The organism is Pseudomonas sp. HMSC08G10 (assembly GCF_001808425.1).
GTDB lineage: Bacteria > Pseudomonadota > Gammaproteobacteria > Pseudomonadales > Pseudomonadaceae > Aquipseudomonas > Aquipseudomonas guariconensis.
Genome location: NZ_KV793282.1, coordinates 1 through 1169, shown reverse-complemented (window position 1 = coordinate 1169; position 1169 = coordinate 1). Strand labels below are relative to the sequence as shown.

The window sequence follows — 1169 nt, the reverse complement described above, 5'->3', positions numbered from 1 at the left end:
TTTGATCGTTCCCTTCCCCACGTTAACGTCGGCACTATCGGCCACGTTGACCACGGTAAGACCACTCTGACTGCAGCTCTGACCCGTGTCTGCTCCGAAGTCTTCGGTTCGGCCGTCGTTGAGTTCGACAAGATCGACTCGGCTCCAGAAGAAAAAGCACGCGGTATCACCATCAACACCGCTCACGTCGAGTACAACTCGAACATTCGTCACTACGCTCACGTTGACTGCCCAGGTCACGCTGACTACGTGAAGAACATGATCACCGGTGCTGCCCAGATGGACGGCGCGATCCTGGTTTGCTCGGCCGCCGATGGTCCGATGCCACAAACCCGTGAGCACATCCTGCTGTCCCGTCAGGTTGGCGTTCCGTACATCGTGGTCTTCCTGAACAAGGCTGACCTGGTAGACGACGCTGAGCTGCTGGAACTGGTCGAGATGGAAGTTCGCGACCTGCTGTCCACCTACGACTTCCCAGGCGACGACACTCCGATCATCATCGGTTCGGCTCGTATGGCTCTGGAAGGCAAAGACGACAACGAAATGGGTACCAGCGCTGTTAAGAAGCTGGTTGAGACTCTGGATGCCTACATCCCAGAGCCAGTTCGTGCCGTTGACCAGCCGTTCCTGATGCCGATCGAAGACGTCTTCTCGATCTCGGGTCGTGGTACCGTTGTTACCGGTCGTATCGAGCGTGGTATCGTCCGCGTTCAGGACGCCCTGGAAATCGTTGGTCTGCGTCCAACCACCACCACCACCTGCACCGGCGTTGAGATGTTCCGCAAGCTGCTGGACGAAGGTCGTGCTGGCGAGAACTGCGGCGTCCTGCTGCGCGGCACCAAGCGTGACGAAGTTGAGCGTGGCCAGGTTCTGGTCAAGCCAGGTTCGGTCAAGCCGCACACCAAGTTCACTGCAGAAGTCTACGTTCTGTCGAAGGAAGAAGGCGGTCGTCACACTCCGTTCTTCAAAGGCTACCGTCCTCAGTTCTACTTCCGTACCACTGACGTGACCGGTAACTGCGAACTGCCGGAAGGCGTTGAAATGGTAATGCCAGGTGACAACATTCAGATGACTGTCACCCTGATCAAGACCATCGCAATGGAAGACGGTCTGCGCTTCGCTATCCGTGAAGGCGGTCGTACCGTCGGCGCCGGCGTCGTAGCAAAAAT

Annotated in this window: 1 protein-coding gene; it reads left to right on the top strand. The window is 57.4% G+C overall.

Features of this window, described 5'->3' with window-relative positions; all coding sequences use genetic code 11:
• Positions 1-1169: elongation factor Tu (tuf, locus tag HMPREF3173_RS00320; RefSeq protein WP_070571059.1), on the top strand; the 1169-nt coding region annotated here is incomplete at both ends.